Origin of the sequence: Bartonella sp. TS82HLJMH, from assembly GCF_042193495.1 — a bacterium.
GTDB classification, from domain to species: Bacteria; Pseudomonadota; Alphaproteobacteria; order Rhizobiales; family Rhizobiaceae; genus Bartonella; species Bartonella grahamii.
Genome location: NZ_JBHILU010000016.1, coordinates 21,115 through 27,229, shown reverse-complemented (window position 1 = coordinate 27,229; position 6,115 = coordinate 21,115). Strand labels below are relative to the sequence as shown.

The window sequence follows — 6,115 nt, the reverse complement described above, 5'->3', positions numbered from 1 at the left end:
CAGTGTCAGTGGCTTTTTCCTCCACGCTAGAAGCTGCTTTATCAGCTGCTTCAGGTGCTTTCTTCACTGCATCGACACCCTTATCAACAGTATCAGTGGCTTTTTCCTCCACGCTAGATGCCTTATCAACTCCATCAACTTTATCCGTATCATGTGCAGGATATTCGGAAGCCCTTCGTGCCGCACTTTGAACAAGTGAAGTAGAACAAGCCATGAAAACCGCCATATAAAAGAGTGTTTTCCAATTGATTTTACGATACATTCTTTTTTCCCCTTAAGAGCTCATTGAATAGTTGAAACAAACAATCTTCTTTTTAATGACTATTCATGTCACTCAACGTTGTCACAGCACGTCGATTTTGATTCCAACAGGAAATATCATCACACACTGCTACAGGTCTTTCTTTTCCGTAAGAAATTGTTTGAATCCGTTGTTCAGACACACCTAGAGACACCAAATAGTTTCGCACAGCAACAGCACGGCGCTGTCCAAGTGCCAAGTTATATTCACGTGTTCCCCTCTCATCAGCATGACCTTCGATCATAATAGAATAATAAGGATAATGAAGCAACCATTCCGCTTGACGCGTTAAAATACGTTCAGCATCAGCATCAAGTGAAGAAGAATCGAGACTAAAAAACACGCGATCACCCACATTAACCGTAAATTCTTGTCCTGAGCCTGGTGACACCTGATTCAAACCAGCATCGTTCATATAAGCGCCATTCATACCGTTAAGTGCACCGACATTTTTTTTGCCACACCCACCCAAGCATAGAGAGAAAAAAAAGAGGATAGCTAAGAAATGAGAGAAGTTTTTTTTGGTAGAACGCATAGTCCGTTTCTCCTTGAGTGTCGTAAAGAAGGATAAATTCTTAAAAATATTTTCAAGAATAACCGTTAATTCCTAATGAAGACGAAATTTTTCTGTTTTTTTGGTCATCATTTTTATTTTTGAGTCTCTGCCAAATTTTCTTTTCTCCAGCCATTCCTCTAACATTTCCATAAGAAATGTTTTCCTTATACGTCATGGCTCTTTATGCATCATCTTGATCTTGACGATTTTTTTGCAGCGCGTTCAGCTTTGCAAAAACTTTATCAGCGTCAAAAGTCTTATGCAGATTTTCTTCACTCTCATTTTCCTCTAGAGCAGCGTTTTCCGTCACAGAAGCGGGAAGCAACGACCTATCTTCTTCCAAAGAAACAGGGCGATTTTTTGCCGCACGCTGAAGCTCAAAATCTAAATCGATTTGCGAACACAAACCAAGTCCTACAGGATCAAGAGGAACCAAATTGGCACTATTCCAATGGGTTCTAAGGCGGATTTGTTCAATTGTCGCTTTTGTTGTCCCAATCAACCGTGCAATTTGTGCATCTTTCAACTCGGGATGATTCGTGACTAACCATAGGATACCATTGGGACGATCTTGGCGTCGAGAAAGAGGGATATAGCGCGCCCCTTTGCGTTTTTTTTCAGGAATATGCACCCTAGATTGAGAAATTTTCAAGCGTGCGTTTTGATCAGCCTCCACCCGTGCAATTTCACTGCGCGTCAATTGCCCAGAACTAATCGGATCTAAACCTTTAATACCATAAGCCGCATCACCATCGGCAATAGCTTTTACTTCCAAGACATGCAATTTACAAAATTCTGCAATCTGATCAAAAGAAAGAGCTGTATTATCAACCAACCAAACAGCTGTTGCTTTGGGCATCAAAAGTTGCGTTGCCATTTTTATAAATCCTCTTCTGCGCCTCTTCTATGAGGCAGGTTACCGCCCACTCAAGAGCACTAGAACTTTTTATATGTTAGGTTCTCTCCAACCACTCCTAAAACAAAGCGAGGCATGGAATAAACCACTTTGCCATGAGATTACATTCTGTTATAGCGTTATTTTTGCTCAACGACAAGAGATCTCTCTTGTAATGATCCTCAACTAAGGTGTCTTTACCTTTAAGATGAATTTTCTTATAAAGGGTTTATTCGATTATTTCACCTCATGTTGTGGCATATTTATTCTGGTGGGATGCGTGTTTTATCGCCTTAAATTCTTAAAGAGTATCCAACTGGAAAGAAAGCCCTAAAATAGGAAGGAAAACTATGGCAGGCCATTCACAATTTAAAAATATTATGCACCGTAAAGGGCGTCAAGATGCAATGCGCTCGAAAATATTTTCTAAGCTTGCGCGCGAAATTACCGTAGCAGCAAAACAAGGTGCTCCTGATCCAGCCATGAATCCACGTTTAAGGCTAGCTGTTCAAAATGCCAAAGCACAATCGATGCCGAAAGATAATATTGAACGCGCGATTAAAAAAGCTTCAGGCACCGATGTCGAAAATTATGATGAAGTACGCTATGAAGGCTATGGACCAGGCGGTGTTGCCGTCATTGTTGAAGCTTTAACCGATAACCGCAACCGCACCGCTTCAAATGTGCGCGCCGCCTTCACAAAATCAGGAGGAGCCCTAGGAGAAACAGGATCGGTCAGTTTCATGTTTAATCGGATTGGTGAAATAATCTATAAGCCAGAAGCAGGAACAGCCGATAATATCATGGATGCAGCAATTGAAGCCGGTGCCGAAGATGTGCAATCAGAAGAAACCGGACATCATATCACCTGCGCATTTGAAGATATTGGTGAAGTTTCCAAAACACTTGAAGCAAAACTTGGTGAAGCAGAATCGATTAAAACAATTTGGAAAGCCACCACCCTTGCACCAATAGATGAAGAAAAAGCTTTGTCCGTTTTACGACTGATTTCAACATTAGAAGAAGATGATGATGTACAAAATGTTTATGCCAATTTTGATGTCAGCGATGAGATTTTAGCAAAATTATCTGTATAATTCCTATCATTTGCATAAGCCCTCTCTGTCATCCATGAGGGCTTCAAAAGCATCTGTCACCTCTCCTCTCTATCCGCCCATATAAAAGCCCCGCGTCAATAGCGGGGACTAGCCATTGGTGCAACAAAAAAAACCGCCATTAATTCCAGAAAACATCACCAAAAAATAAGGCATACAAAACTCTGTAGTCTCACGCCTTTCTTACATGCCCCAAAGATTATCCCTATAGCCCCTCTCTATTTGATCTTTTTGTTCTTTAAGATTAACCTCCCCACCCTCAAATAATGAAGATGATCCGGTCTGTAAACAATTCGGATTTTCTTGACGTATTCCTATGACGAATCACCCATGGAATTTACTTGAAACTTCAGGCTCAAAAAATAGACACTCCCCTAAATATTCGCCACGCACTTAAAAAATACTTAAATATATCAAGGAGGTTTATATGCCTTATATCCCCACACCTCAAATGACAGTGTTTTTATAATATCACAGAATTAAAATAAGCAAATGGAAAGCCAGAGCTGATTGTTTAGCAAAGTATTGTACAAAAAGCTGGTATATCTCTCTAATCCGTTGCGGATAAATTTTTGACTTTATAACATTAACTTTATGGCATCGTATGTTTCATAAAATAACGTCATTTATCTTAAAAATCTATCCTTTTGCTATTACCGATCAATCAATATTCAGACCTAAAACAACAGCTTACTTGAATAAAACACATCAAAGAGCAGCAGAAAAAACACCCTTGACAAGAGTCCGGACTCTCCGCAAACCAGATCGAAGAGGAAGTCAAAAAAATATATATAGCGACACTTTGAATAAAAAGTTGAAATCTAGAGACCTCAGAATTTTCGACTATATTTTTTCAAGGTCTTGTTTTTGAATTTTTTTAAGCATTTTCCCCCAAGGAAATTCTATTATCGATAAACAACCGTAGATGATAGATGAAATCTACATAACTCCCCATGCCCACTATAATCAATTCCTTCTTTTAAATAATTAAAGGCAATTGAGATTGTGTAAACTTGAAACTGTACAGACTATATTCCTTCTATGTTCTGTTTTTAAGCATTTTGTTTTACTGTATATTGAGCAATGGCGACCATGCTGGATCCGAAGCATCATTGGGCGTAGGGAGTTGTCGTTCATTGCGTCCTGTAATATCAATCGTATAAATTTTTGGTCCCATACCGGGATTTTTGCGAAAGAACATCAGCACACGACCATTAGGTGCCCAAGTTGGTCCTTCATTATGAAAACCCGTAGTTAAAATTCGTTCTCCTTGTCCATCAGGGCGCATAACACCGATAGAAAATTGTCCCCTTAATTGTTTTGTAAAGGCGATATAGTCACCCCGTGGTGACCAAATAGGTGTGGAATAACTCCCCTCATTTGAAGAAATACGCTGAATATCACTCCCATCCGCATTCATTTTATAGATTTGCGGCTTTCCACTACGATCTGAAGAAAAGACGATTTGTTTTCCATCTGGTGAATAAGAAGCAGAAGTATCGATAGCAGAAGTTGTTGTAAGTCGCGTCATCGTACGAGTTCGTAAATCCATGGTGTAAAGATTTGCACTGCCATCATTTTGTAATAAACTCATGATGACCTTTTGTCCATCAGAAGAAAAACGCGGAGCAATTGTCATGTTATTAAACGTTCCGATCAACTCTCTTTGTCCCATTTCAATTTGTTGAAGATAAACATGAGGTACCTGGTTGTCTTCATAAGCCATATAGGTCATTTCTTGTCTTTTTGGGGAAAAACGCGGTGTAAGAACCAATTCACTTCCATCAGACATATAAATCAAATTTGCACCATCTTGATCCATCATTGCTAAACGTTTAATGCGTGCATTTTGGGGTCCTGTTTCATCGATAAAAACAATTCGTGTATCAAAATAACCACTTTCTCCTGTCATCTCACTATAGATTTCATCTGCGATCATATGCGCCACACGCCGCCAACGTTCTGTCGCTGTATAAAAACGCCGTCCTTTCAATTGTCTTTGTCCAAAAACATCCCATAAACGAAAATCGACCCTCAAACGTCCATCGATTTCTCTCATGACTTGCCCCGTAACTAAACCTTGCGCTTTTATTTTCTGCCAAGACGCAAAATGCGGTTGTTTATTAGGATTAGAAATGTTTTCAAAAAAAATTTCTTTATTAAGCGGTAAAAAAAGCCCCGACCGCTCAAGATCGGCTGTCACCACAGCAGATATTTTCAACCCAATCGAATCATTGGAAATAAAGTCTGTAATTGCAATGGGAATGGGATTAAAATCAGCGCTCGAAATAGTCCCTTTCAATTGCGCATAACCCGATGAAATACTTGAAAGCCACAGCCCACAAGTGACAATAAACCAAGCAAAAACTTTATGTCTCGTTATAGTCATCATGGAATGTGTCCTTTCGTTAAGCCAATTTATTTTTTCTCATTTATCATCTTACTTCTTGGAGGGGATCAACATTAAAGTCAAAACCTTGCCCCCATAGATCATATTGATCACGTGGGAGGTCTGCATAAGGTTGGCATGAAAAGACAGCGGCATACACCTGCCTCATCATAATAGCTTGTTGACTCTCAAGCCCGCTTACGGGCTCAATGATAGGATCGCCCACAACCATCCCTTCACGATCTAAATAAAATCGCAACCGCACAACCGGACGGTTTTTTAAATCGCCACCAAGCGCCACAAGTTTAAGCTTCTGTTGAATACATCCCCCTGCGATATTGACCAATGTTTGTGCCATTTTTGTGGTATAATCAATGTTTTTTCTTGCGCCCAAAGCTTCTGGTGTATGAGAACGTTTTGCTCCCCCTCCTTGTGACCGCGCACGATTGAGCAAATTATTTTCCTCCAGTGCTAAAATATCTTCAATGGTCTGTTTCTCTTGGTTTTTCTTGTTAGGCTTTGGCGTCTTTTGATTCAATGCAGCCCCTTTCTTCCTTGGGAATTCTTCGTCAAATTTTGGTTTAAACTGTGGAAGAAAAAATTTTTCTGGAAGTGTAATTTTGGGCGCTTGATGAACAATCTGCTCTGCTGGTACCTTCTGTACCGTTGGAGCCAATTCTTTTGGCGATATCATCTCTTCATTTTTGTGCGCAGGCTTGAGGGCATCCTCCGGTGCACTCAAAGGCATCTCAGGCGCAACCTTGGGAGCATCCTCCGGTGCACTCAAAGGCATCTCAGGCGCAACCTTGGGGGCATCCTCCGGTGCGCTCAAAGGCATCTCAGGCGCAACCTTGGGGGC

General features: G+C 40.5%; 5 protein-coding genes and 2 pseudogenes. 1 reads left to right on the top strand and 6 read right to left on the bottom strand.

Annotated features, from left to right (window positions below; genetic code table 11):
• The 4 genes and pseudogenes from ACFIKO_RS07630 to ACFIKO_RS07615 all read right to left on the bottom strand — a co-directional run.
• Window positions 1-262, bottom strand: a pseudogene (locus tag ACFIKO_RS07630) (tol-pal system protein); the annotation flags it as partial.
• A gap of 52 nt (window positions 263-314) precedes the next feature.
• Complete coding sequence (gene pal / locus ACFIKO_RS07625; protein WP_375673661.1) at window positions 315-836, bottom strand: peptidoglycan-associated lipoprotein Pal; 522 nt, start codon at window positions 834-836, stop codon at window positions 315-317.
• A 52-nt stretch (window positions 837-888) separates the two neighbouring features.
• Window positions 889-1,032, bottom strand: a complete 144-nt coding sequence (locus ACFIKO_RS07620) for a hypothetical protein (RefSeq protein ID WP_375619974.1) — start codon at window positions 1,030-1,032, stop codon at window positions 889-891.
• Window positions 1,033-1,038: 6 nt separating this feature from the next.
• The gene (locus tag ACFIKO_RS07615) at window positions 1,039-1,734 is read right to left on the bottom strand and encodes a DUF1013 domain-containing protein (protein WP_375619975.1); all 696 of its coding nucleotides are present in this window, start codon (window positions 1,732-1,734) and stop codon (window positions 1,039-1,041) included.
• Between the two features lie 368 nt (window positions 1,735-2,102).
• On the opposite strand from ACFIKO_RS07615, the gene ACFIKO_RS07610 reads away from it, so the two are divergent.
• Complete coding sequence (locus tag ACFIKO_RS07610) at window positions 2,103-2,849, top strand: YebC/PmpR family DNA-binding transcriptional regulator (protein WP_005774608.1); 747 nt, start codon at window positions 2,103-2,105, stop codon at window positions 2,847-2,849.
• 1,084 nt (window positions 2,850-3,933) lie between these two features.
• On the opposite strand, the gene tolB is transcribed toward ACFIKO_RS07610, so the two are convergent.
• Window positions 3,934-5,259 carry a Tol-Pal system beta propeller repeat protein TolB gene (gene tolB, locus ACFIKO_RS07605; protein WP_375619977.1) on the bottom strand — a complete coding sequence of 442 codons (1,326 nt, stop codon included), beginning with the start codon at window positions 5,257-5,259 and terminating at the stop codon, window positions 3,934-3,936.
• A gap of 43 nt (window positions 5,260-5,302) precedes the next feature.
• A pseudogene (locus ACFIKO_RS07600) lies at window positions 5,303-6,115 on the bottom strand (cell envelope biogenesis protein TolA); the annotation flags it as partial.